20 protein-coding genes are annotated in these 23619 nt (G+C 62.8%); 11 read left to right on the top strand and 9 right to left on the bottom strand.

The features are described from left to right. The 7 genes from AC4BBN_RS19640 to AC4BBN_RS19670 all read left to right on the top strand — a co-directional run bounded on the left by AC4BBN_RS19640 (position 1) and on the right by AC4BBN_RS19670 (position 5834). Positions 1 to 666, top strand: a complete 666-nt coding sequence (locus AC4BBN_RS19640; protein ID WP_490593707.1) for a response regulator transcription factor — start codon at positions 1 to 3, stop codon at positions 664 to 666. Further along, the gene (locus AC4BBN_RS19645) at positions 642 to 1994 is read left to right on the top strand and encodes an ATP-binding protein (RefSeq protein ID WP_490593708.1); all 1353 of its coding nucleotides are present in this window, start codon (positions 642 to 644) and stop codon (positions 1992 to 1994) included. The genes AC4BBN_RS19640 and AC4BBN_RS19645 overlap by 25 nt, the downstream gene beginning before the upstream one ends. A gap of 250 nt (positions 1995 to 2244) precedes the next feature. Continuing rightward, positions 2245 to 3258 carry a taurine ABC transporter substrate-binding protein gene (gene tauA / locus AC4BBN_RS19650; RefSeq protein ID WP_490593709.1) on the top strand — a complete coding sequence of 338 codons (1014 nt, stop codon included), beginning with the start codon at positions 2245 to 2247 and terminating at the stop codon, positions 3256 to 3258. 8 nt (positions 3259 to 3266) lie between these two features. After that, the gene (locus AC4BBN_RS19655) at positions 3267 to 4070 is read left to right on the top strand and encodes a taurine ABC transporter ATP-binding protein (protein ID WP_490593710.1); all 804 of its coding nucleotides are present in this window, start codon (positions 3267 to 3269) and stop codon (positions 4068 to 4070) included. A gap of 68 nt (positions 4071 to 4138) precedes the next feature. Continuing rightward, positions 4139 to 4942 (top strand): ABC transporter permease subunit, encoded by an 804-nt coding sequence (locus AC4BBN_RS19660; protein ID WP_490593968.1) that lies wholly within the window; start codon positions 4139 to 4141, stop codon positions 4940 to 4942. Positions 4943 to 5133: 191 nt separating this feature from the next. Continuing rightward, positions 5134 to 5346 (top strand): YMGG-like glycine zipper-containing protein, encoded by a 213-nt coding sequence (locus tag AC4BBN_RS19665; protein ID WP_490593711.1) that lies wholly within the window; start codon positions 5134 to 5136, stop codon positions 5344 to 5346. Between the two features lie 263 nt (positions 5347 to 5609). Next, a complete protein-coding gene (locus AC4BBN_RS19670; RefSeq protein ID WP_490593712.1) occupies positions 5610 to 5834 on the top strand; it encodes a YMGG-like glycine zipper-containing protein in 225 nt (74 codons plus the stop codon). Positions 5835 to 5862: 28 nt separating this feature from the next. Here AC4BBN_RS19670 and AC4BBN_RS19675 read toward each other — a convergent pair whose 3' ends face one another. The 7 genes from AC4BBN_RS19675 to purL form a co-directional block, all read right to left on the bottom strand. Continuing rightward, positions 5863 to 6588, bottom strand: coding sequence for an ABC transporter ATP-binding protein (locus tag AC4BBN_RS19675; protein ID WP_490593713.1), 726 nt, complete (start codon positions 6586 to 6588; stop codon positions 5863 to 5865). Further along, complete coding sequence (locus AC4BBN_RS19680; RefSeq protein ID WP_490593714.1) at positions 6581 to 7375, bottom strand: ABC transporter ATP-binding protein; 795 nt, start codon at positions 7373 to 7375, stop codon at positions 6581 to 6583. The genes AC4BBN_RS19675 and AC4BBN_RS19680 overlap by 8 nt, the downstream gene beginning before the upstream one ends. Next, positions 7372 to 8352 (bottom strand): branched-chain amino acid ABC transporter permease, encoded by a 981-nt coding sequence (locus AC4BBN_RS19685; protein ID WP_490593715.1) that lies wholly within the window; start codon positions 8350 to 8352, stop codon positions 7372 to 7374. Before AC4BBN_RS19685 ends, AC4BBN_RS19680 begins: the two co-directional genes overlap by 4 nt. Beyond that, entirely contained in the window at positions 8352 to 9224 is an 873-nt protein-coding gene (locus AC4BBN_RS19690) for a branched-chain amino acid ABC transporter permease (protein WP_490593716.1), read from the bottom strand. The genes AC4BBN_RS19685 and AC4BBN_RS19690 overlap by 1 nt, the downstream gene beginning before the upstream one ends. A 51-nt stretch (positions 9225 to 9275) precedes the next feature. Next, a complete protein-coding gene (locus tag AC4BBN_RS19695; protein WP_490593717.1) occupies positions 9276 to 10448 on the bottom strand; it encodes an ABC transporter substrate-binding protein in 1173 nt (390 codons plus the stop codon). A gap of 178 nt (positions 10449 to 10626) precedes the next feature. After that, on the bottom strand, positions 10627 to 12267 hold the full coding sequence (locus tag AC4BBN_RS19700; RefSeq protein WP_490593718.1) for a methyl-accepting chemotaxis protein: 1641 nt from the start codon (positions 12265 to 12267) through the stop codon (positions 10627 to 10629). A gap of 433 nt (positions 12268 to 12700) precedes the next feature. After that, positions 12701 to 16738, bottom strand: a complete 4038-nt coding sequence (purL, locus tag AC4BBN_RS19705; protein WP_490593719.1) for a phosphoribosylformylglycinamidine synthase — start codon at positions 16736 to 16738, stop codon at positions 12701 to 12703. A gap of 175 nt (positions 16739 to 16913) precedes the next feature. On the opposite strand from purL, the gene map reads away from it, so the two are divergent. The 3 genes from map (at position 16914) to AC4BBN_RS19720 (ending at position 20635) form a co-directional block, all read left to right on the top strand. Continuing rightward, positions 16914 to 17729: a type I methionyl aminopeptidase gene (gene map / locus AC4BBN_RS19710; protein ID WP_490593720.1), complete on the top strand. Its 816-nt coding sequence runs from the start codon at positions 16914 to 16916 to the stop codon at positions 17727 to 17729. A 19-nt stretch (positions 17730 to 17748) separates the two neighbouring features. Continuing rightward, positions 17749 to 20367 (top strand): [protein-PII] uridylyltransferase, encoded by a 2619-nt coding sequence (locus tag AC4BBN_RS19715; protein WP_490593721.1) that lies wholly within the window; start codon positions 17749 to 17751, stop codon positions 20365 to 20367. 124 nt (positions 20368 to 20491) lie between these two features. After that, on the top strand, positions 20492 to 20635 hold the full coding sequence (locus AC4BBN_RS19720; protein WP_490593722.1) for a hypothetical protein: 144 nt from the start codon (positions 20492 to 20494) through the stop codon (positions 20633 to 20635). Between the two features lie 112 nt (positions 20636 to 20747). Here the strand turns inward: AC4BBN_RS19720 and AC4BBN_RS19725 are convergent, their stop codons facing one another. Next, positions 20748 to 21524 (bottom strand): IclR family transcriptional regulator domain-containing protein, encoded by a 777-nt coding sequence (locus tag AC4BBN_RS19725; RefSeq protein ID WP_490593723.1) that lies wholly within the window; start codon positions 21522 to 21524, stop codon positions 20748 to 20750. Between the two features lie 136 nt (positions 21525 to 21660). On the opposite strand from AC4BBN_RS19725, the gene pobA reads away from it, so the two are divergent. Next, positions 21661 to 22848 (top strand): 4-hydroxybenzoate 3-monooxygenase, encoded by a 1188-nt coding sequence (gene pobA / locus AC4BBN_RS19730; RefSeq protein ID WP_490593724.1) that lies wholly within the window; start codon positions 21661 to 21663, stop codon positions 22846 to 22848. Positions 22849 to 22927: 79 nt separating this feature from the next. Here the strand turns inward: pobA and AC4BBN_RS19735 are convergent, their stop codons facing one another. After that, positions 22928 to 23608, bottom strand: coding sequence for an ABC transporter ATP-binding protein (locus AC4BBN_RS19735; protein WP_490593725.1), 681 nt, complete (start codon positions 23606 to 23608; stop codon positions 22928 to 22930). Positions 23609 to 23619 lie beyond the last annotated feature (11 nt).

The raw sequence follows: 23619 nt of genomic DNA on the forward strand, positions 1-23619 counted from the left end.
ATGCGGGTATTGCTGGTTGAAGACGATCCGATGATCGGTGACGCGATCTACGGTGCGTTGAAGGATGCGTCCTACGCCGCCGATTGGGTGAAGGACGGACAGACGGCACTCACGACGCTGGGCTGTCAGCACTACGATCTGGTGCTGCTCGATCTGGGCCTGCCCGGCAAGGATGGGCTTGAGGTGTTGGCCAGCCTCCGCGCTAAGGACAACCCTGTTCCCCTGCTTATCATCACAGCGCGTGACGGCTTGGATGATCGCCTGCGCGGCCTAGACGGCGGGGCCGACGACTATGTATCCAAGCCTTTTCAGATGGCGGAGCTACTGGCTCGGATGCGCGCCGTTTTACGGCGCAAGGGTGGGACGGCAGCGCCGGTAATCGGCAATGGCGTGGTGTCGCTCGATCCAGCCACCAAAGAGGCCAGCGTCAATGGCGGCTCTCCTTTGCAATTGTCCAACCGCGAGTTCTCGCTGCTGCAAGCCTTGCTGGTACGGCCCGGAGCCATTCTTTCGCGCAGCGAGCTGGAGGATCGCATCTATGGCTGGGGGGAAGAGGTCGAAAGCAATGCTGTCGAATATCTGATCTATGTCCTGCGTCGCAAGCTGGGCAGCGAGGTCATCAAAAACGTCAGGGGGATCGGATGGATGGTTTCAAAAAGCGCTTGAACGAGTCGGTTCAGCTCAAGCTGTCCTTCACCCTGTCGCTAGCCATTCTCGCGGTGGCCATCGTGGCGGGAGTCTTGTCGTTCCTGTCCGCCTTCGATGAAGCCCACGAGCTACAAGACGATGTGCTGCGTCAGGTGGCGCAGCTCATGGACCGTCAGCACCTGGCACCAGTTGCGCCAACCACCGATTCCCGTCTCAAGTACGCCGATGAGGAATCGCGCGTGATCGTCCAGCGCTTGGGTGAGTTCAGCCTCTCTGCGGTAGGGCTGGATGCAGGAGGAACACTCCCGCTTCCAGCCACGCTGCCCGACGGACTACATACGCTGGAGGTTGGCGGCGAAACGTTCCGCGTGCTGGTCAAGACTACAGCCGCTGGTGAACGCATTGCCGTGGCTCAAGAATCTGGTTTCCGCAATGAGATCGCCCGCGACGGGGCACTACGCACGGTGATGCCCTTCTTGATTCTCGTGCCGGTGTTGCTGTTAATCGTTGCCGACTTGGTGCGCAAAATGTTCCGGCCCATTGCCGCGCTCTCCAAGGAAATCGACCAACGGGCCGACCAGGAGTTGCACCCTATTGACGCTCGCCACTTTCCAACCGAGGTTCGCCCCTTCGCTGCAGCGATAAATCGCCTGCTCGCCCGTGTAAATCAATCGATGGAATCTCAGCGCCGCTTTGTGGCGGATGCAGCGCACGAGCTGCGTTCGCCGTTGACGGCCTTATCGCTACAAGCCGAGCGGCTGGCAGACATAGAGATGTCTAGCTTGGCACACGAACGGCTGATAGTGCTGCGCCAAGGAATCGAGCGTGGCCGCGACCTACTGGATCAACTTCTGACTTTGGCTAAGGCGCAGTCGGCTACCGACTTTCCACAGTCGCCGTTATCGGTTCAGGGCGTCTATCGCCGCGTGCTGGAAGACCTCATACCGCTGGCCGAGGCCAAGCGCATTGACATCGGTGTCGAAGGCATCCAAGACGCCGAAGTCTGGGTGAGTGAGCTGGACATGATCGCCGTGGTCAAGAACCTGGTCGATAACGCCATCCGTTACACGCCAGAGGGCGGGCAGGTTGATCTTTCGGTGGAGGTGTCGGACGCGAAGGCCAAGCTGCGCGTCCAGGACAACGGGCCAGGTATTCCATTGGCCGAGCGGGACAGGGTTTTTGATCCCTTCTATCGCACGCTGGGCAGTGGGCAGATTGGATCTGGTTTGGGGCTTTCCATTGTTCAAACGATTGCTCATCGCATCGGTGCCGAAATTCGCCTCGACTTCGCAGACGAATCTCAGCAAACCGGCTTAATCGCTACAGTTAGCGTTCCCATGAGGTAACGAATAAAAACCAATAAAGGGCCCAAATGGCTACTTCAATGGGGTGGTTTTATTGGGCTACGACCGCTGCGACCAGCCCGGTGTGCACCATTTTCCGTTTTCTGAGACGCCCCCAATGCGGACCGTATGCGTCACCATTATTCGCATAACGTATGTTGATATTGTTCTATAGCTACATACACATCTAAACCTAAGATTCCGCTCCAAGGCCACCGCTTGCTGTGGCCGCAAACTATCAGGAGCTGGAAGCATGCGATTCGCACAAAAACTATGGACGGCCGCCGTGGGCGCGCTGGTATTGGGCACCGCCCTCACGGCCACAGCGGCCGACAAAAAAGTAGTGGTGGGCTACCAGACGGACGCCCTGCCCTCGTCGGTCGGCATTGCCAATGGCGACTACGCCAAGGCCACGGGTTACGACATCGACTTCCGCCGCTTCAACTCCGGCGCGGACATCTTTGCAGCCATTGCGTCGGGCGATGTACAGATTGGCTATGTGGGCTCCAGCCCCTACGCCGCCGCCACCTCGCGCGGCCTGGACGTGAAGGCCTTCTACGTGGCCTCCACCTCCGGCACCGACGAGGCACTGGTGGTGCGCAACGGCTCGGGTATCCACAGCCTAGCCGACCTGAAGGGTAAGAAGCTGGCCGCAGCACCCGTGTCAACCGACCACTACCAGCTCTTGGCGTTGCTGAAAACCCAGGGCCTGACTGAAAAAGACGTGCAGGTTTTCGCCATTCCCCAGCCCGACATCGTGGCCGCGTTCAACCGGGGCGATATCGATGGCGGCTTCGTCTGGGACCCGGCGCTGACCGAGCTGAAGAAAAACGGCAAAGTCCTGGTGACCTCCAAGGATGTGGCCGACAAAGGCGCGCCGACCTTCTCTGCCTGGGTCGCCACCGCATCCTTCGCCAAGGACCACCCCGAGTTCCTGAAGTCCTTCTCCAGCGTGGTGGACAAATACACCACCTCCTTCACCAGCAACAAGGCCGCTTGGACCGCCGACAGCGAGAACACCAAGCTGCTGGCCAAGCTGCTCGGCGGCACCCCGGCCGACCAGGCTGCGGCACTGCAAAACCTGTCGCTGCTGAGCCTGAACACCCAGGCGTCGGACGCCTGGCTGGGCGGCGGCGAGAAGTCCGGCATTGCCAAGATCCTGAAGGAAACCTCGGTGTTCCTGAAAGAGCAAAAGAAGATTCCAGAGGTATTGCCCAGCTACGCGGCCTTTGTGACGCCTGCCGCCGTGGTAGCCCTGAAGAAATAAGCGCATCCATGCTCCGCGTCCAACACGCTAGTGTATTTTTTGAAGCCCGCGACGGCCGGCCGGTGCATGCGCTGGACCGGGTGTCGCTGGACATCCCGCAGGGCGGCTTTGTGGTGGCGCTGGGCACCTCCGGCTGCGGCAAATCCACCCTGCTGAACGCCATGGCGGGCTTCCTACCCTTGTCCGACGGCAGCATTACATTGGACGGCCGCCCGGTGGAAGGCCCAGGTGCCGACCGGGGCGTGGTATTCCAGAAGGACACGCTGCTGCCCTGGAAGTCCGTACTCGACAACGTCGCCCTGGGCCTGCAGTTTGCCGGCGTGGCGCGCGCCGAGCGCCGCGAGCGGGCGCTGGAATTGCTGCGCCTGGTCGGCCTGCAGGACTTCGCCAACGCCGCACCGTACGAACTGTCTGGCGGTATGCGCCAGCGTGTGGGCCTGGCCCGCGCGCTGGCGCCCGACCCGGACATCCTGCTGATGGACGAGCCCTTTGGTGCGCTGGACAGCATGACCCGCGAGCAGATGCAGGAGCTGCTGGTATCCGTCTGGGCGCGTACCGGCAAGCGGGTGTTTTTCATCACCCATTCGATTGAAGAAGCGCTGTTCCTGGGTACCGAGCTGATCGTCATGTCACCCCGCCCGGGCCGCATCGTGGCGCGCTTCGACCTGGACTTTGTACGCCAGTACGCCCGTGATGGCGATGCCCGCGCCATCAAGACATCACCTGCCTTCGCCCAACTGCGCGAAGACATACGCGCCATCATCCACCAGACTGAACACCGCACAAAAGACACAGAAGAGGCCACCACATGAGCGAACTCGCCGCTCCAGGCAACATCCACAGTGCTGCCGCAGCCCCCCGCACGGCCAGAGAGGCCGCCATGCCACGACTAGTGAAAATGCGCAGCTTCGGCATTGGCGAGAGCTCCACCGTGACCACCAGCATCGCCACGGCGGCCGCCATCCTGCTGCTGTGGTGGGCCGTGGCGCAGACCGGGCTGGTGCCACATTTATTTCTGCCCACCCCGGCCGAGGTACTGGCCACAGCCCGCAGTATCTGGGACGACGGCTATGCCAACGCCACGCTGTGGGAGCATGTGTCGGCCAGCCTGGTGCGTATCCTGTCCGCTGCCGCCATTGCTATTGCGCTGGGCATACCGGTCGGTATCGCCATGGGGCTGAACCGCTGGGCCAAGGGTGTGCTGGATACGCCCATAGAGTTCTACTGGCCGCTGCCGCCGCTGGCCTACCTGCCGCTGATGATCATCTGGCTGGGCATAGGCGAGGCGTCGAAAATCACCCTGCTGACACTGGCTATGTTTGCGCCCGTCGTGCTGTCGGCCCAGGCCGGCGTGCGGTCCCTGTCGCAAGAGCGGGTGAACGCTGCGCTGTCGCTGGGCGCCAACCGCTGGCAGTTGTTCAGCCAGGTGGTATTGCCGTCGGCCCTGCCTGAAATTTTGACTGGCATCCGCATTGCGCTGGGCGTGGGGTGGAGCACGCTGGTAGCGGCGGAGCTGATAGCGGCCACGCGCGGCATAGGCTTCATGGTGATGTCGGCGTCGCACTTCCTGGCGACCGACGCGGTGTTTGTCGGCATCGTCATCATCGCCGCCTGTGCGTTTGCGTTCTCCCTGGCCATGCGGCTGCTGGAGCGCTGGCTGCTGCCCTGGAAGGGAAAGAACTGAGTGCTTCCAATTTAATAGCTACTCGCGCTCGTATTACCTGCGCTAGTAGCCAATTAAGCTCTCAAATTCACCGATGTAAAAACCCTGTCATGTAGGACAGCGGCTACGCGTACTGGCGACATCGTCCGCTGTGTGGACCTGGGGTAATTTTTCATACTGTGGACATTCCATACATCCCTAGGAGAAACCTCATGAACCAATTCACACGTTATGCCGCCAGCGCCACCATCGCCGCAGTCTTGCTCAGCATGGGTGGCTGTGCCGGCATGTCCCGCCAGGAAAAGGGCACCGCTACGGGCGCCGTGCTGGGCGGTGTCGCCGGCAATGTCTTGGGTGGCGGCGTGCTGGGTACGGCAGCCGGCGCAGCAGTGGGCGGCGTCGTCGGCCACGAAGTCACCAAGTAATCGCCAAGCCATTTACGGCTGCACAAATACGCCTGCCGGAGCACCCACGCCGCCCCGGAGATGCCCCTACGGATTGCTTCCAATTTGATAGCTATTGACGTAGGTATTACCTGCGCCAGCAGCATATTCAGGCCAACATCTCCTGGGCGATGAAAACCTCGTTTGTAGGAATCGGGCTACAAGCAGTGTCGGCATCGTCTGCTGTGTGAACGCGGGCAGCTTTGGGATACTGGGGGCACATAAAAACCCACAGGAGTAATTCCATGAACACCAACTACCGCATCCACCGCACCATCGCCGCCGCCACCATTGCCGCCGTCTTGCTCACCCTCGGTGGCTGCGCGGGCATGAACCGCAGACAGCAAAACACGGCTACCGGCGCGGCTATCGGCGGTGCAGCCGGCCTGGTTCTGGGTGGTGGTAGCGCAGTTGGCACGGCCGCTGGCGCAGCCGCCGGTGCCTTCATCGGCAACCAGGTCAGCAAGTAAGCCGGTCTGCGCTGGTCAGTTCGGCCAGTTAGCGCGACACACCCAAAAGCCTGCTGAGCAGCTCCGGCTGCTCTTGCAGGCTTTTTGCCGTTCCGGCGTAGACCACGGTGCCGCGGTCCAATACAGCAGCCGTGTCAGAGATCGCCAAAATCGCCTGCGGATGCTGCTCCACGATGATGGCCGACAAACCTTCTTCGCGGGTAATGCGCCGTATGGCCCGCAGCAGCTCCTGCACGATGATGGGCGCCAGGCCTTCGCAGGGCTCGTCCAGCAGCAGCAGCGTCGGGTTCAGCACCAGGGCCCGGCCCAAGGCCAGCATTTGCTGCTCGCCGCCCGACAACTGCGTCCCCAAATTCGTCTTGCGTTCCGCCAGGCGTGGGAACAGGCTGTACACCCGCTCAGGCGTCCACGGGCTGGACGCGCGCCCTGCCCGCGCCGGCCGCGCCACGGCGGTCAGGTTCTCGTGCACCGTCAGCGATTTGAAAATATTGCGTTCCTGCGGCACCCAACCGATGCCGACGGCGGCACGTTCGTGCGAGGGCAGCTTGTGTAGCGCCACACCACCGAGCTGGATGCTGCCGGCGTGCTGGCGCGTGGCACCGGCCAGGGTGTTGATCAGCGTGGTCTTGCCGGTACCGTTGCGGCCCAGCAGGGCCAGGGTCTGGCCTTCATTCAAACTCAACGCGATGCCGTTCAGCACCACCGCCTCGCCGTAGCCGGCGCTCAGGCCTTGCACATTCAGCAGCTCAGCCATGGGCGAATCCTCCTTGGCTAGCGGCATGGGTCTCGCCTTCGCCGTGGCCCAGGTACACGGCCTTGACCTGCGGGTCGTTCGCAATCGTCTGCGGGTCGCCCTCGGTCAGCACCGTGCCGTTGACCAGCACCGTCATGCGCTTGGCGAAACTGAAGACCAGGTCCATATCGTGCTCAATCAACAAAATCGATACCTCGGGCGGCAGTGCGGCCACGGTTTGCAGCAGCTCTTCGCGTTCGCCGGCGGGCACACCGGCCACCGGCTCGTCCAGCAGCAGCACGCGCGGCTCGCAGGCCAGCGCGATGGCGATCTCCAGCAGCCGGCGCTTGCCGTAGGCCAGCACCCGGGTTTCCTGGGCCATAACAGCCGTCAGGTGGAATTGCTCCAGCAATTGCTCGCAGCGCTGCGTCACGTCGCGGCGCGCACCCAGCGCCTGCCACCATTTGCTGCCCAGGCCCTGGTGTTGCGATACCGTCATGGCCAGGGTCTCCAGCGGCGTCAGCGTGTCAAACAGCTGGTTGATCTGGAAGGTGCGCACCATGCCACGGCGCACACGCTGGTGCGGCGCCAACTGGGTAATGTCTTGCCCTTCCAGCACGATGCGGCCAGACGTAGGTTGCAGCACGCCCGTCAGCAAATTGATCAGCGTGGTCTTACCGGCACCGTTCGGCCCAATCAGCGCGTGGCGCGCACCTTTTTGCAGGTGCAGCGTGACGTTGTTGGTAGCGGTGATGCCGCCAAACTGCATCACCAGGCCTTCGGCGGACAACACGGTAGCTGCGCTCATGACCGACCTCCGCCCATGCGCGGCAAACGCCAGGTCCAGGGGCGCAGCAGGCGCTCGCGGCCCACCAGCACCAGCACCACCAGGAACAGGCCGATCCAGAAGGTCCAGTACTGCGGTGTGATGCTGGACAAAAAGTCCTGCATCAGCTTGAACACTACCGCACCCAGCACGCCGCCATACAGCCAGCCGACCCCGCCGACCACCAGAATCAGCATCACATCGGCAGAGCGGTGGAACTCGAACAGGTCCAAGGAGGCAAAGCCTGTCGTCTGTGCCAGCAAGGCACCAGCCGCACCGGCCACACCAGCCGCCACGGTGTAGACCACCACCAGCCGGCTATGCACTGGGATGCCGATGGCCATGGCGCGCAAGCGGTTGTCGCGGATGGCTTTCAGCGTCGCACCAAATGGCGAATGCACCAGCCGCCGCGCCAGCACGAACAGCACCAGCAGCACGCTCAGCGAGTACCAGGCCGAGGTCTGGCCCATCAGGTCAAATTCAAACTGACCCAGAAGCGGGCCCATCACCACGCCCTGCAGGCCATCGGCGCCGCCGGTCAGCCAGTCCAGCTTGTTGGCCAGTTCCATCAGGATCAGACCAACGCCCAGCGTCACCATCAGCCGCGTCAGGTCGGTGCCGCGCAGGATGGTGGCGCTGCAAATAGCGCCCAGCAGCGTCGCAGTGGCGATGCCGAACACCAGGCCCAGCAGCGGGTCGGGCATCACCAGCTTGGCGAATAGCGCCGCCGAGTACGCCCCCATGCCGAAGAAAGCGGCATGGCCCAGCGAGACGATGCCGGTGTAGCCCAGGATCAGATCCAGCGACAAAGCAAACAAGGCCACGATGGCGATCTCGTTGATGATCAGCGCGTGACGCGACAGCAGCCAAGGCGCGGCCAGGGCCAGCAGCCACAGCGCAAACTCCCAGGACTTCCAGCGGCCGCTTTTCAGCAGCAGGTTTTGCGAATTGGTTTGCATCATTTGCCCCCTCGGCGAACGAACAGGCCTTGGGGCCGCCAGATCAGAATCCCGATCATCAGGCTGTAGACGATGAAGGCCCCGAGCTTGGGGATGTAGTACTTGCCGGCCACGTCAGCAATGCCCAGCAACAGCGCCGCCAGCAGCGGCCCGGTGATGCTGGAGGTGCCCCCCACGGCAACGACGATCAAAAAGTAGATCATGAATTTCAAGGGAAAACTCGGGTCCAGACCCAGCACCTCGGCACCCAGCGCGCCGCCCAGGCCGGCCAGACCGGAGCCCACGGCAAAAGTACCCAAAAACACCAGGTTCACATTAATGCCCAAGCCGGCCGCCACGCGCTGGTCGTCCACCGAAGCGCGCAAGCGGCTGCCGAAACGGGTGCGCGCCAGCACGTACTGCAGCGCCACCGTCAGCGCGGAGCACACGGCGATGATGAACAGCCGGTAATGGCCCATGCCCAGCATCCAGGCGCCCTCGCCCAGTTCAGTGCGGCCCTTGAGCCATTCGGGTAGCTGGATGATCTGCTGGCTGGAGCCGATGAAGTAGTCGGCGCTGGCCACCGCCATAAAGGTCAGGCCAATGGAAAACAGCACCTGGTCCAGATGCGGCTTGCGGTATAGCGGCCGGTAGAGCGTGCGCTCCAGCACCGCACCCAGCAGGGCCGAGCCCAGGAAAGCCAAGGGCAGGCACAGCAGAAACGGAACACCAAAGCGCTGCATCAGCAGCACCGTGATGTAGCCGCCGACCATGGCAAAAGCACCGTGCGCTAGGTTGATGAAATTCATCAGCCCCATCGTCACCGCAAGGCCGACAGCCAGGATGAACAACAGCATGCCGTAGGCGATGCCGTCAAAAAGAATCGTCAACATAAATAGGCCCCGAGCAGACGCAAACCGGCGGCCAGGCCGCCATACGGAGAGTTACTTGGTCTTTCCGGGATCTTTGACGTCTTTGATCACGGCGAACTCGACGTTGTACAGCTGACCGTTCTTGCGCTCCACTTTGCGCAGATAGATGTTCTGCACGATGTCACGGGTTTGCGCATCGATGAAGATCGGGCCGCGTGGGCTCTCGAAAATTTGGCCCTTCATCGCGCCCAGCAGTGCATCGCCGCCGCCCTGGCCCTTGGTGGCACGCAGTGCTTCATAGATCACGCGCATGCCGTCGTAGCCTCCAACGGCCATGAAGTTAGGCCGCAGGCCCTTGTTGGCCTTGGTGAAGGCATCGACAAACTTGGCGTTCAAAGGCGAGGGATGGTCGGCCGAATAGTGGTGCGAGGTGACCACGCCCAGCGCGCCGTCGCCCATGTCATTCAACTGGTCGTCATCTGTCACGTCACCCGTACCGATCAGCTTGATGCCGGCCTTGTCCATGCCGCGTTCCAGGAACTGCTTCATCACCGCCGCACCAGCGCCAGAGGGTACGAAGACGAACAGCGCGTCCGGCTTCAGGTCACGCACTTTTTGCAGGAACGGCGCAAAGTCCGGGCCGCGCAAGGGCACGCGCAGCGTCTCAGGCACCTGCCCGCCGTTGAACAAGAAACGTTCCTTGAAATACTTCTCCGCGTCCAGGCCAGGGCCGTAGTCACTGACCAAGGTCACTACGGTCTTGATGCCATTCTTCGGCGCCCAGTCGGCCATGCTGACCGCTGCCTGTGGCAGGGTAAAGCTGGTGCGCACGATGTACGGCGAAGCCTGGGTGATGCTGCTGGTAGCCGCAGCCATCACAACCTCGGGTGTCTTCGACTGGGTAGCAATGGGCGCGGTGGCCAGGGCCGACGGTGTGATGCCGAAACCGGCCAGCACATTCACCTTGTCATTCACCACCAGCTCCTGCGCCAGGCGCTTGGTGACGTCGGGCACGCTGGTGTCATCTTTGACGATCAGCTGGATCTTCTTGCCGGCCACAGTGTCGCCGTTCTGTGCCATGTAGAGCTTGGCGGCGGCTTCAATCTGGCGGCCGGTGGAAGCTTGCTGCCCGGTCATCGGGAGAATCAAGCCGATTTTGAAAGTGTTGTCCTGCGCTATGGAATACGTAGCACCCAGCGCAGCAACTGCAAGCACTGTGGCTCGAATTAATAATTTTCTTGGCATGTCTTGTCTCCTGGTAGAGGGGGAACGGCAGGTTCTAGCTGGCTGCTGCGCGAGACAACGCTACAGCAACCAGCCCTACACGATCGAGTGTAAGAGGTTGCAACATATAAGCAATCACTAACAGCTATATCAGCGCCGCACACCCATACAAGGGCTAACCCTATTGCGCCCAGAGCCTTCAAGCGTTCGCGATGGCTGCAAGAGATGCCTGCGGCAACCGAGCCTGGCCATCGGCTTCTACGACCGCAACGGACTCCAGCCGGAACACCGACACCACCTTCACCAGCTCGCCGGCCTGGCTCTTGAGGCCGCTGGCGGCGGCGGCCATCTGCTCGACCAGCGCGGCGTTCTGCTGGTTCACATGGTCCATCTGGGTCACGGCCTCGCCGATCTGCGATACGCCGGTGCTCTGCTCGGAGCTGGCTGCGCTGATCTCACCCATGATCTCGGTGACCCGGCGAATGCTGCCGACCACCTCGGTCATGGTACTTCCCGCCTGGTCCACCAGCACCACGCCCTGCTCCACCCGCTGCACGCTGGCCGAGATCAGCGACTTGATCTCCTTCGCTGCATCGGCCGAGCGGCTGGCCAGCGAACGCACCTCGGACGCCACCACCGCAAAGCCACGGCCCTGCTCGCCAGCCCGCGCCGCCTCCACCGCCGCATTCAGCGCCAGAATATTCGTCTGGAAAGCGATGCCGTCAATCACGCTGATGATGTCGGCAATCTTGCGCGACGAGGCATTGATGCCTTGCATGGTCTCGACAACCTTGCCCACCACCTCACCGCCGCGCACGGCCACGGTGGAGGCGCTCATGGCGAGCTGGTTGGCCGTACGCGCGCTGTCGGCGTTCTGCCGAACGGTGGAGCTGAGTTCTTCCATCGATGCGGCAGTTTGCTGCAATGCGCTGGCCTGGTGTTCGGTGCGAGCGCTCAGGTCGTGGTTGCCCTGGGCGATCTCTGCGCTGGCGGTCGCCACGCCATCGGCGCCCTGGCGGATGGACTGCACGATCTGCGTCAACGAGGCCTGCATGCGCGCCATCGCCGACACCACGCTGTGCGCGTCACCGGGTCGCAAAGCAATCGCCGTGCTCAGATCGGCATGGCTGATCGAGGTCGCCATGGCGACGACTTCCGCCGGCTGCCCGCCGAGTTGCTGCAGCAGGTTGCGGCTGATAAAGAAAGCCAGCGCAATCGACAAGAGCACCGACGCCGCCGCCACACTGGCCAGCACCTGATTGGCCTGCAGCACCGCGTCGCCGCCCTGGGCCTTGGCCTGCTCGGCCTGGTTCAAATGGCTTTGCCAGAGTTTTTGCACCGCCTGGTAGGCGTTCTGGTAGGCCTGCTGGCTCGGGCCGTCGAAGAAGTCACTGGCATCGGTGACGCGCTCGCCCTCAGCGCCAGCGGCGGAATTCGACATCTGGAAGAAGGTGCTGCGCAGCGCATGGAATTTGGCCACCGCGTCGGCCAGCTCCTTGTGCAGCGCCGGATCGGCCAGGCCGCCCGCCGTGGTGTTGTAGCGTGCCAGCGCAGCGTTAAAGCCCTGCACCGCAGCCTTCACGGCGACTTCCTCGCGGTCCTTGGCCGGCATGGTCAGCGCGGCCAGGTGCTTCAACTCGGCAATGCGCACGCCCTGCAGCTTGTCGTTCACCTCACCCAGCGCCGTCAGCGCCGGCAAGGTGGTGTCCACCACCGATTCGAATGCGCCGTGCATCGACAAAATCCGGCTCCAGGCGGTCAAGGCCAGCGCCAACACGAGCACCACCACCAAACCAAAGGCCAAGCCTAGTTGGCGCCCCACACTGATTTTGGAAAGCATGCGTATCTCCAGCTAATTGCCAAGGGCTGTGTATTGGCCGTACGTCTTGCGACCCGGCATGGCATCCACCAACAAACGATGGAATAGATACATCAGCTTACATTTCACCCACCCAAGCGACCTATACCGGCTCGCCGATTGCTGATACGAAAACCGCGATCCGCATGGGGGAATGCCCTAGGCTTGGCAGCCAGACGCAAAAAAGCCGCAGGGCCGATGACGACCCTGCGGCTGGTAGAGGCTGTGCCCAGCCCCGTGGCTAGCTGCTTAGGGCGACGCTGAACAAGCCCCCGCGAGGCTGCGCGCCCTGGATCGGGATGGGATGCAAGGCGCAAACCGCAGACATAGCTTGGGCTATGGCGAGGATTTGCAACGTAGCAGACCGCCCGAGGCCAGGGATGCGCAGACCGCGAGGGACTTGTTCAGCGTTGCCTCAGCCCAGCCAGCGGCGCGCGTTGTGCCAGAGCTGCATCCAGGGGCTGAAGCTGCTGACGTCGCCGCTGGTCCAGCTCTTCTGCACGTTGCGGAACACGCGCTCGGGGTGCGGCATCATCGCGGTGAAGCGGCCGTCGGCCGTGGTCACGGCGGTCAGGCCGCCGGGGCTGCCGTTGGGGTTGAACGGGTAGGCTTCCGTCGCAACGCCATGGTTGTCGGTGTAGCGCATCGCTGCAATCGCCTGGGAGGCGTCGCCACGGTAGGCAAAGTTGGCATAGCCCTCGCCGTGCGCTACGGCAATCGGCATGCGGCTGCCGGCCATACCTTGCAGGAAGACGCTGGGCGACTCCAGGATTTCCACCATCGCCAGCCGCGCTTCAAAGCGCTCGCTGCGGTTGGTGGTGAAGCGTGGCCAGGCCTGCGCGCCGGGGATGATGTCGGCCAGTTCGGCAAACATCTGGCAGCCGTTGCAGACGCCCAGTGCCAGCGTGTCTTGCCGGGCAAAGAAAGCCTTGAACTCTGCTGCCAGCACCGGGTTGAAGGTGATGCTGCGCGCCCAGCCAATGCCGGCGCCCAGGGTGTCGCCGTAGCTGAAGCCACCACAGGCCACCACGGCCTGCATGTCCTGCAAGTGCACGCGGCCGGTCTGCAGATCGGTCATGTGCACGTCGAACGCATCAAACCCAGCCTCGGTGAAGGCGTAGGCCATTTCGGTGTGCGAATTCACGCCCTGCTCGCGCAGCACGGCCACTTTGGGACGGGTCAGCTTCAAAGCTGGCGCCGCTATGGTTTTCGTAGCTGCTTGCGCAGATAATTCCTGCGCCAGAGGGCTATTTGGCTGGATAAATACATGCAGGCCCGGGTCGCTGGGCGCACCGGCTGCGGCATGCTCTGCGTCGGCACAGGCGGGGTTGTCGCGCTGCTGGCAGATCTTCCAGCTCACGCTGTCCCAAACCTGGTGCAAGTCAGCCAGCTTGGCGCTGAATACGGCCTTGGCATCGCGCCAGACCTGCACTTCACCCACGCCAGCAGGAATCGCGCTGTCGGCGGGCCGGGTCTTGCCAACAATGTGGCTGTGCTTACCCAAACCATGCGCGCGCAGGGTCTGGATGACGGCGTCGCGCTCCGAGGTACGCACCTGCAGCAACACACCGAGTTCTTCGTTGAACAGCGCCTTCAGCGTCAGTTCTTCGCGGCGCGCGCCGACTTGGCCCGCCCAGTTCTTGCTGTCGCCCACGTCCATGCGGCTGTCGGAAATGCCGTCGCCTTCCGTCACCAGCAGGTCCACATTCAGCGCCACGCCGACGTGGCCGGCAAAAGCCATTTCACAGGCTGCGGCGAACAGACCGCCGTCGCTGCGGTCGTGGTAGGCCAGTATCTTGGGGCGAATGGCGTTGACGGCATTCACCAGATTCACCAGGTCTTGCGCATCGTCCAGATCGGGCACGGTATCGCCCACCTGGTTCAGCGTTTGCGCCAGGATGCTGCCGCCCATGCGGTTCTGGCCCTTGCCCAGGTCGACCAAGATCAGGGTCGTGTCTTCCGTCGCGTTCAGCTGCGGCGTCAGCGTACCGCGCACATCGGGCAGGCTGGCGAACGCGGTAACGATCAGGCTGACCGGCGAGGTGACTTTCTTTTTGTCATCCGCGTCGGTCCACTGCGTGCGCATGGACAGGCTGTCCTTGCCCACCGGGATCGAGATGCCCAGTGCCGGGCACAGCTCCATACCCACGGCCTTCACCGTGGCGTACAGGGCTGCGTCTTCACCGGGTTCGCCGCAGGCGGCCATCCAGTTGGCGGACAGCTTCAGGCGCGGCAAATCAATCGGCGCGGCCAGCAGGTTGGTGATGGCCTCGGCCACGGCCATGCGGCCGGATGCAGGCGCATCCACCGCTGCCAGCGGCGTACGTTCGCCCATGGCCATGGCCTCGCCGGCAAAACCCTTGTAGTCGGCCAGGGTGACGGCGCAGTCCGCCACAGGTACCTGCCAGGGGCCAACCATCTGGTCGCGGTGGCTGAAACCGCCCACGGTGCGGTCGCCAATGGTGATCAGGAAGCGCTTGCTGGCCACGGTGGGGTGGGCCAGAACGTCGATGGCGGCCTTTTGCAGGGCCACGCCGGTCAGGTTCACCGGGGCGAAGCTGCGGGCCACGGTTTTCACGTCACGGTGCATCTTGGGCGGCTTGCCCAGCAACACGTTCATCGGCATGTCAACCGGCGTTTCTGCGGTGGCATCGGCCACGATCAGCTGGCGCTCTTCGGTAGCGACACCAACCACCGAGAACGGGCAGCGCTCACGCTCGCACAGCGCGGTGAATGCATCCAGCGATTCCGGCGCAATGGCCATCACATAGCGTTCCTGGCTCTCGTTGCACCAGATTTCCTTAGGTGACATGCCGCTTTCTTCCAGCGGCACGGCACGCAAGTCGAAGCGCGCGCCACGGCCGGCGTCGTTGGTCAGCTCGGGGAAGGCATTGCTCAGGCCGCCAGCGCCCACGTCGTGGATCGCCAGGATGGGGTTCTTGTCACCCTGCATCCAACACTGGTTAATGACTTCTTGCGCCCGGCGTTCGATTTCCGGGTTGCCGCGCTGCACCGAGTCAAAGTCCAGCGAGGCCGCATTCGCGCCGGTGGCCATGGAGCTGGCGGCACTGCCGCCCATGCCGATGCGCATGCCGGGGCCACCGAGCTGGATCAGCAGCGAGCCGGCGGGGAACTCGATCTTGTGCGTCTGCGTCGCGTCAATGGTGCCCAGGCCACCAGCGATCATGATGGGCTTGTGGTAACCGCGGCGGATGCTGTCCACGTCGGAGGTGACGGTCTGCTCGTACTCGCGGAAGTAGCCCAGCAGGTTGGGCCGGCCGAATTCATTGCTGAAAGCCGCGCCACCCAGTGGACCCTCGACCATGATCTGCAGCGGGCTGGCGATGTGCTCAGGCTTGCCGATGGACACGTCACCCTCTTGCGGCCAGAGCTTGGAGACGGTGAAGCCGGTCAAACCCGCCTTGGGCTTGGAGCCACGGCCCGTTGCACCTTCGTCACGGATTTCGCCACCCGCGCCGGTGGAGGCGCCAGGGAATGGGGAGATAGCGGTGGGGTGGTTGTGCGTCTCGACCTTCATCAGCACGTGGTGCAAGGCGCTACTCTTTTCATAGCTGCTTGCGCTGGTATTACCTGCACCAGATGCCGATTTGGCCAAGAACCGCTCAATCTCAAAGCCTTCCATCACCGAGGCGTTGTCCGAGTACGCCACCACGCTGTGCTGCGGCGCCAGTTGGTGGGTGTTGCGGATCATGCCGAACAGGCTTTTCGGCTGCGCCACGCCGTCGATGGTGAACTCGGCGTTGAAAATCTTGTGGCGGCAATGCTCGCTGTTGGCCTGGGCAAACATCATCAGCTCGACGTCGCTGGGGTTGCGCTTGAGCGTGGTGAACGCGTTGACCAAGTAGTCGATCTCGTCGTCCGCCAGGGCCAGGCCGAATTCGGTGTTGGCCGTCTCCAGCGCAGTGCGGCCACCGCCCAAAACATCGACCTGCGCCAGGGGCGCAGCTTCCAGCGAGGTGAACAGCTCTTGCGCCTGGCTGCGGTCCAGCATGGCGCTTTCGGTCATGCGGTCGTGCAACAGATCGGCCACCTGGGCCAGTTGCTCGGCGGACAACACAGTTTTGCCCAGCAAGGGCTGCTTGACGGTCAAACGGTATTCAACCAGGCGCTCGACCCGGCGCACGGCCAGGCCGCAGTTGTGGGCAATGTCGGTGGCCTTGGAAGCCCAGGGCGACACGGTGCCGAAACGCGGTGTGACAACCAGCAGCGGGCCCTCAGAGGGGCCGGCATAGGGGTCGCCGTAGGTCAGCAGACCGTCCAACTGGGACTTGACGGCCTCCGCCAGTGGCGCATCGCTGGCCACCAGGTGCACGAACCGGGCGCTGACGCCCATGATCTTGTCGTGGATGGCTTGCAGCCGGGGAAGGATTTGTTGAACGCGGAAGTCGCTGAGGGCATTACCGCCCTCAAACTGGGAAATATGCAAGGTCACGTTGGCGGCCCGGGTTGGGAAAGTTAGCCTCTGATTTTAACTGCCCACGTCATAGCCGAGCCGATACTCCTCTTCCAGAGACACCGCAGAACCGGCTCTGCCGGGCTGCTGGTATCGCCCCCGGCAAGGGGGTTGGCGAAAACACGCAGTGTGTAGCCTGGGGGATAATTAGCGGATGACTATCACCTACAAAGATGCGGAAGGCATCGCAGGCATGCGCATCGCAGGCCGCCTGGCTTCCGAAGTACTCGACTACCTGACCCCCCACGTGGTGCCCGGCGTTACCACCAACCAGCTGGACAAGCTGGCACACGACTACATCACCCAGGTGCAGGGGGCGATTCCAGCGCCGCTGAACTACACCGCCGGTGGCAATGTGCCCTACCCCAAATCCATTTGCACCTCGGTCAACCACCAGGTTTGCCACGGCATCCCGAACGACAAGCCGCTGAAAAAAGGCGACAGCGTGAACATCGACGTGACCGTCATCAAAGACGGCTGGCACGGCGACACCAGCCGAATGTTCATTGCTGGCGAAGGCAGCATCCTGGCCAAACGCCTGGCAGCACTGACGTATGACGCAATGTGGCACGGCATCAAGATGGTCAAGCCCGGCATCCACCTGGGTGACATCGGCCACGCCATCCAGCGCTTTGCCGAGAGCAGTGGTTTCAGCGTGGTGCGTGAATTCTGCGGCCACGGCATTGGCCGCGTGTTCCACGAAGAGCCGCAAGTGTTGCACTATGGCAAGCCAGGCACGCTGGAAGTGCTAAAGCCCGGCATGACCTTCACCATCGAGCCGATGATCAACGCCGGCAAGAAGGAAATCAAGGAAGGCCCGGAAAAAGACGGCTGGAGCATCGTCACCAAAGACCATTCCCTGTCCGCCCAGTGGGAGCACACCATACTGGTCACCGAAACCGGCTACGAGGTGCTGACCGTTTCTGCGGGCAGCCCCGCGATCCCCGCATTCGTGCCAGCCCAAGCCTGAAGCGTATACGCGCCCTCCCATGACCGACATCCAGGCGCTGCGGGCGCATTACCTGCAGGAAAAATCGCGGTTGCTGCAAACCGTGCGCGACAGCGGCCCCAGCACCCGGGGCCTGCGCAAGGCTTTGCAAAACCTGTCCCACCTGGCGGACGAAACCTTGCGCGACCTCTGGGTGCGCGCCGGCTTCACCGCCTCCTTTGCCCTGGTGGCGGTGGGCGGCTTTGGCCGGGGCGAGCTGTTCCCCTACTCCGATATCGATGTGCTGCTGATGCTGCCCGAAGGCGAGTCGCCCGAGGCCGACCCAGCCCTGAAATCACGCATCGAGGACTTCATCGGCAGTTGCTGGGACGCAGGCCTGGAGATCGGCTCCAGCGTGCGCAGCCTGGAAGACTGCCTGGCCGAGGGCAGCAAGGATGTGACGGTGCAGACCGCGCTGATCGAGTCGCGCCTGGTCACCGGCGACGCCAAGATGTATGCCGAATTCCGCCAGCGCCTGGGCACGGTGTCCGACCCGCGCGCCTTTCTGGTGGCCAAGACGCTGGAGATGCGCCAGCGCCATAACAAGTTTGAAAACACGCCCTACTCGCTGGAGCCCAACTGCAAGGAATCGCCCGGCGGCCTGCGCGATCTGCAAACCATTCTGTGGGTGGCCAAGGCCGCCAACCTGGGCAAGAGCTGGGAAGAGCTGGTGCGCAGCGGCATCGCTACACCGCACGAGGCCAAGCAAATCAAGCGCAACGAAGACCTGCTGTGCCTGATCCGCGCCCGCCTGCACCTGACAGCGCATCGCCGGGAAGACCGCCTAGTGTTCGACCTGCAAACCGCTGTGGCCGAATCGTTTGGCTACAGCTCCGAGGACGACGACGGCCAGCCGGTACGCGCCAGCGAGGCGTTGATGCGCCGCTACTACTGGGCGGCCAAGGCCGTAACCCAGCTCAGCCACATCCTGCTGCTGAACATTGAGGAGCGGCTGAACCCCTCCACCCACCTGCTGCGGCCAATCAACGCCCACTTTTTTGAAAAAGCCGGGATGATCGAAGTCGCCAGCGACGACCTGTACCACCGGGAACCACACGCCATTCTGGAGACCTTCCAGGTCTACGCCTGCACGCTGGGCGTGCGCGGCCTGTCGGTACGAACGCTGCGGGCTCTGTACGGCGCGCGCAGCCTGATGACCTCTCAGTTCCGCAAGGACCCAGTGAACCGCGCCACCTTCATGCGCATACTGCAGCAGCCGGCCGGCATCACCCATGCGCTGCGGCTGATGAACGATACCTCCGTGCTGGGCCGCTATCTGTGGGTGTTCCGGCGTATCGTCGGGCAGATGCAGCACGACCTGTTCCATGTGTATACGGTGGACCAGCACATCCTGATGGTGCTGCGCAATGTGCGCCGCTTCTTCATGGCCGAGCACGCCCACGAATACCCGGCCTGCTCGCAGCTGGGCGCGGGCTGGGACAAGCCCTGGATCTTGTTCGTGGCGGCGCTGTTCCATGACATCGCCAAGGGACGCGGCGGCGACCATTCCGAGCTAGGTGCGCTGGAAGTGCGCCGCTTTTGCAGCCAGCACGGCATCAACCGCGAAGACTGCAAACTCATCGAATTTCTGGTCAACGAACACCTGACCATGAGCCGCGTGGCGCAAAAGGCCGACCTGAGCAACCCGGACGTCATCAATGCCTTTGCCAAACGCGTGGGCAACGAGCGCTATTTAACAGCGCTGTATCTGCTGACCGTAGCCGACATCCGCGGCACCAGCCCCAAGGTCTGGAACGCCTGGAAGGGCAAGCTGCTGGAAGACCTGTACCGCACCACCCTGCGCAGCCTGGGTGGCCGCGCGCCCGACCCGCAGGCCGAGGTAGAGGCCCGCAAGCGCGAAGCCCTGGTGTTGCTGGCCCTGCACGCACAACCTTTTGAATCGCACAAGGCCCTGTGGGACACCTTGGACGTGGGCTACTTTATGCGCCACGACGCGGCCGACATCGCCTGGCATACGCGCCAACTGTCGCGCCACCTGGCCTTCCCGGCGCCGCTGACGGTGCCACCGCATGCAGTAAAGCCGGTAGTGCGCGCCCGCCTGTCACCGGTGGGAGAAGGCCTGCAAGTAATGGTCTACACGCCGGACCAGCCCGATCTGTTTGCCCGCATCTGCGGCTTCTTCGACCAGGCCGGCTTCAGCATCGTGGACGCCAAGGTACATACCGCCAGTAACGGCTTCGCGCTGGACACCTTCCAGGTGGTCACGGCCATGCTGCCCGAGCACTACCGCGAGCTCACCAGCATGGTGGAGAACGACCTGGACCACACCCTGTCCAAGCAAGGCCCGCTGCCGCCGCCCAGCAAGGGCCGCGTGTCGCGCCGGGTGAAGAGCTTCCCCATCGCGCCGCGTGTGGACCTGCGGCCTGATGAGAAAGCCCAGCGCTGGCTGCTGAACATCTCCGCCAGCGACCGCGCCGGCTTGCTGTACCTAGTGGCCCGTGTACTGGCCAAACACAGTCTCAGTGTGCTGCTGGCCAAGGTCACTACCCTGGGAGAGCGGGTGGAAGATAGCTTTTTGGTGCAAGGCCCGGAGCTGCAGTACAACCGCAACCAGATCGAGATCGAGACCGAGCTGCTGGACGCGCTGGCTGCCAAATGAAGCACGGCGTAGGTCAAAAACCCGCGCCAAACTGATAAGCTCGAGAGCACAGAAATCCTTCTGAACTGGCCCGCCCTGCGCATGGGGCGGCCAGCCTGTTTCCACCTATCCACCGGAGAAAACCATGGCCAAAGGTCAACAAAAAACCAACAAAGAAGCCAAGAAACCCAAGAAGGACACCTCTCCACCCAAGCCTATTTCGGGCGAAGCAGTGCGCCCCACCATCACCACCGTGGTGCCGGTGCGCGGCAAACTCAAGAAGGTTTAAAAAGATTTAAAGGCGTCCTGGCTAACGCTATTGAATCAATAGCTACCTCCGCAGGATATACGTGCGCTAGCGCCTGATTTCCCTAAAATATCCAGGCTACGGACGGAGCCTCTCACAGCAAGGGACGCAGCTCCCTTGCTGCCTCCAACAACACCGGCAACAACTCTTTGCGCAACACCTCTTGCTGCAGCCGTTGCGGCGTGGTCACCACATTCAGCGCAGCCACCGTCTTGCCCTGCAGATTGCGCAGTGGAATCGCCAGGGCGTGCACGCCCAGTTCATGCTCCTCGCTGGCCACGCAGTAGTCATCAACACGTACCTGCGCTACCACCGCGCGGAAGACTTTGGTGTCGGTGATGGTGTGCGCCGTCAGCCGGGCCAGGCTACGCCCTTTCATCCAGGCATTGAAGCTGGACTTGGTTTCCGCCGCCAGTAACACCCGCCCGGTAGAGGTGGCATGTGCCGGCAAGCGTGCCCCCAAGTGCAGCCCGTACGCCAGCACCCTCAGAGGCCCACCACTGCGGTCGTTGCCACTGCGGGCCACGATGACCACCTCGTCGCCATCGCGTACCACGGCCGAGAACGACTCCAGCGTCTGCGCGGCCAGCCGGTTCAGCGTGGGCTGCAATACCCGTGGCAACTGGGCCGACGCCAGGTAGCTACCTGAAAAGCGCAGCACCTTGGCCGCCAGCCAAAAGTAGCTGCCATCCGTATCCAAATAGCCCAGGTGTGCCAAGGTCAGCAGATGGCGCCGGGCGGCCGCCCGCGTCAGGCCTGCACGCTGGGCCGCCAGGGTGGCGTTCAGGCGCTGGCGCTCCGTGTCAAAACTCTCCAGCACCGCCATGCCTTTGGCCATGCCTTCGATCAAGTCGGCTTTCTGAATCTCCATGGGCTTCCTCCAGCTTATGTTTGCGCGGTGATCGCACAGTAGTCACGATGATCGCACAAAGAGCGCCGCGTGATCAGTGGAGAACACCCCTATCGGCCTAAGCTATCGAACAAATCACATCCTCAGGAGACATCCCATGCGAACCCAGGTTGCCATCATCGGTGCCGGCCCTTCCGGCCTGCTACTCGGCCAATTGCTGCACAAGGCCGGCATAGACAACATCATCATCGAACGCCAAAGCCCCGACTACGTGCTGGGCCGCATACGCGCCGGCATCCTGGAACAAACCACGGTGGACATGCTGCGCGAAGCCGGTGTGGGCCCCCGCATGGACGCAGAAGGTGTGGTGCACCACAGCATCGAGCTAGTCTTCTCGGGTGTGCGGCATGCCATTGACGTCCATGGCCTGACGAATGGCAAGGTAGTCACCGCCTACGGTCAAACCGAAGTTACGCGCGACCTGATGGATGCACGCAGCGCTGCCGGCCTGACGACCGTCTACCAAGCCGCCGACGTCAGCGTGCACGACTTCGACAGCGAACACCCCAAAGTGCGTTACCAAAAGGACGGCCAGAACTTCGAGCTGGAATGCGACTTCATCGCCGGCTGCGACGGCTTCCACGGCGTTTGCCGCGCCAGCGTGCCGGACGGCGCCATCACCGAATACGAAAAGGTCTACCCCTTCGGCTGGCTGGGTGTGCTGGCCGATGTGCCGCCGGTGTCGCCACATGCCATTGTCTACGGCAACAGCGAACACGGGTTCTCTCTGTGCTCGATGCGCAGCCTGACGCGCAGCCGCTACTACGTGCAGTGTCCTTTGACAGACAAGGCCGAAGATTGGAGTGACCAGCGCTTCTGGGACGAACTACGCAGCCGCCTAGACCCGGACCTGGCCGAGCGCATCGTCACCGGACCTACGCTGGAGAAAAGCATCGCCCCGCTGCGCAGCTTCGTGGCGGAGCCGATGCGCTTTGGCCGCATGTTCCTGGCTGGCGACGCGGCCCACATCGTGCCCCCCACCGGTGCCAAGGGTCTGAACCTGGCCGCCAGCGACGTGAAATACCTGTCCAGCGCCTTCATCGAGTTCTATGCCGAGAAAAGTGCCGCTGGCATCGACACCTATTCGCAGCGCGCGCTGGCCCGCATCTGGAAGGCCGAGCGCTTCTCGTGGTGGTTGACCACGCTGATGCACAAGTTCCCCGACACCGGCGCCTTCGGCCAGCGCATGCAGGAAGCCGAGCTGGAATACCTGGTGAACTCCACCGCAGCCTCCACGGTGGTGGCGGAAAACTATGTGGGCTTGCCGCTGAACCTGGGACGCTAAGTCCTTATTTTTGCTATTAAATAGATAGCATCTTGCGCAGCTACTATCTGCGTAGGCAGCCTATTTTCTATAAAAGCAATCAGACCAGCGCGCCGGCTTCGATGGTGATGCGGCGCTCGCAACGGGCGGCGATGGCGCGGTCGTGGGTCACCAGTACCAGGGTCGTGCCCTGCTCGCGGTTCAGCGTGAACATCAGCTCCATGACAGTCTCGCCGGTGGCGAAGTCCAGGCTACCGGTGGGCTCGTCGGCCAACAGCACGGCCGGCTGCACCACAAAAGCCCGTGCCAGGGCCACGCGCTGCTGCTCTCCGCCGCTGAGCAGCTTGGGGTAATGGCCCAAGCGCTGGCCCAGGCCCACGCGTCCCAGCATCTCGGTGGCTGCCTTGCGTGCGTCCTTGCGGCCCATGAGCTCCAGCGGCAGCATCACGTTCTCCAGCGCAGTCAAATTGCCCATTAACTGAAAGCTCTGGAACACAAATCCCAGCTTCTGCGCCCGCAGCGCGGCCCGGGCGTCTTCACTCAGCGCAAAAATATCCTGACCGGCGATGTGAACTGTGCCCTGCGTTGGCGTATCCAAGCCAGCAATGATGGACAACAAGGTGCTTTTGCCGGAGCCTGATGCGCCCACGATGGCCACAGTCTCCCTGGGCGCCAGTGAGAAATCGATATCACGCAAAATGGAGAGCGTGCCGGTGGAGTCGCTCACCGACTTGGAGACATGCTCTACAGAAATCACAGCACCTGGGGACAGATTTGGCATGAAAGGCTTTG

Source organism: Rhodoferax sp. SPJ21, assembly GCF_058216335.1.

What these genes read in the sequence shown, in the direction of transcription:
- AC4BBN_RS19670 (WP_490593712.1), top strand. Translation starts at nt 5,610, where the DNA reads ATGAACACCAACTACCGCATCCACCGCACCATCGCCGCCGCCACCATT.
- AC4BBN_RS19645 (WP_490593708.1), top strand. Translation starts at nt 642, where the DNA reads ATGGATGGTTTCAAAAAGCGCTTGAACGAGTCGGTTCAGCTCAAGCTG.
- AC4BBN_RS19735 (WP_490593725.1), bottom strand. Translation starts at nt 23,608, where the DNA reads ATGCCAAATCTGTCCCCAGGTGCTGTGATTTCTGTAGAGCATGTCTCC.
- AC4BBN_RS19685 (WP_490593715.1), bottom strand. Translation starts at nt 8,352, where the DNA reads ATGCAAACCAATTCGCAAAACCTGCTGCTGAAAAGCGGCCGCTGGAAG.
- AC4BBN_RS19655 (WP_490593710.1), top strand. Translation starts at nt 3,267, where the DNA reads ATGCTCCGCGTCCAACACGCTAGTGTATTTTTTGAAGCCCGCGACGGC.
- map (WP_490593720.1), top strand. Translation starts at nt 16,914, where the DNA reads ATGACTATCACCTACAAAGATGCGGAAGGCATCGCAGGCATGCGCATC.
- AC4BBN_RS19720 (WP_490593722.1), top strand. Translation starts at nt 20,492, where the DNA reads ATGGCCAAAGGTCAACAAAAAACCAACAAAGAAGCCAAGAAACCCAAG.
- AC4BBN_RS19680 (WP_490593714.1), bottom strand. Translation starts at nt 7,375, where the DNA reads ATGAGCGCAGCTACCGTGTTGTCCGCCGAAGGCCTGGTGATGCAGTTT.
- AC4BBN_RS19725 (WP_490593723.1), bottom strand. Translation starts at nt 21,524, where the DNA reads ATGGAGATTCAGAAAGCCGACTTGATCGAAGGCATGGCCAAAGGCATG.
- AC4BBN_RS19665 (WP_490593711.1), top strand. Translation starts at nt 5,134, where the DNA reads ATGAACCAATTCACACGTTATGCCGCCAGCGCCACCATCGCCGCAGTC.
- AC4BBN_RS19675 (WP_490593713.1), bottom strand. Translation starts at nt 6,588, where the DNA reads ATGGCTGAGCTGCTGAATGTGCAAGGCCTGAGCGCCGGCTACGGCGAG.
- AC4BBN_RS19640 (WP_490593707.1), top strand. Translation starts at nt 1, where the DNA reads ATGCGGGTATTGCTGGTTGAAGACGATCCGATGATCGGTGACGCGATC.
- AC4BBN_RS19660 (WP_490593968.1), top strand. Translation starts at nt 4,139, where the DNA reads ATGCCACGACTAGTGAAAATGCGCAGCTTCGGCATTGGCGAGAGCTCC.
- AC4BBN_RS19700 (WP_490593718.1), bottom strand. Translation starts at nt 12,267, where the DNA reads ATGCTTTCCAAAATCAGTGTGGGGCGCCAACTAGGCTTGGCCTTTGGT.
- pobA (WP_490593724.1), top strand. Translation starts at nt 21,661, where the DNA reads ATGCGAACCCAGGTTGCCATCATCGGTGCCGGCCCTTCCGGCCTGCTA.
- AC4BBN_RS19690 (WP_490593716.1), bottom strand. Translation starts at nt 9,224, where the DNA reads ATGTTGACGATTCTTTTTGACGGCATCGCCTACGGCATGCTGTTGTTC.
- tauA (WP_490593709.1), top strand. Translation starts at nt 2,245, where the DNA reads ATGCGATTCGCACAAAAACTATGGACGGCCGCCGTGGGCGCGCTGGTA.
- AC4BBN_RS19695 (WP_490593717.1), bottom strand. Translation starts at nt 10,448, where the DNA reads ATGCCAAGAAAATTATTAATTCGAGCCACAGTGCTTGCAGTTGCTGCG.
- AC4BBN_RS19715 (WP_490593721.1), top strand. Translation starts at nt 17,749, where the DNA reads ATGACCGACATCCAGGCGCTGCGGGCGCATTACCTGCAGGAAAAATCG.